This window comes from Acinetobacter johnsonii (assembly GCF_048551975.1).
In the GTDB taxonomy this organism is placed as follows: domain Bacteria; phylum Pseudomonadota; class Gammaproteobacteria; order Pseudomonadales; family Moraxellaceae; genus Acinetobacter; species Acinetobacter johnsonii_A.
The window spans coordinates 1-246 of sequence record NZ_JBIMCF010000341.1; the positions used below are offsets into that span (position 1 = coordinate 1).

Below are 246 nucleotides of genomic sequence, written 5' to 3' on the forward strand. Positions count from 1 at the left end.
GCTATAATCACGTTGTGTACGTTTAACTCGTTGTTCTCGTGCATGTTCCATAAAATAAGTCTCTTAAGGTGTAAACTTATTTCAGGACGGGACAGATGTATAAATAAAAAAAGCGCCCCAAAGGAGCGCTTTTTTCACACAATCAGATGATTATGCAGTTACTTTAGCAACTACACCAGCACCAACTGTACGACCACCTTCACGGATCGCAAAACGTAGACCTGGGTCCATTGCGATTGGGTGGAT

The 246-nt window shown here is 42.3% G+C and carries 1 pseudogene; it reads right to left on the reverse strand.

The features are described 5' to 3' along the window. Positions 1-150 precede the first annotated feature (150 nt). Positions 151-246 (reverse strand): annotated as a pseudogene (locus tag ACG9ZB_RS17735) (elongation factor Tu); the annotation flags it as partial.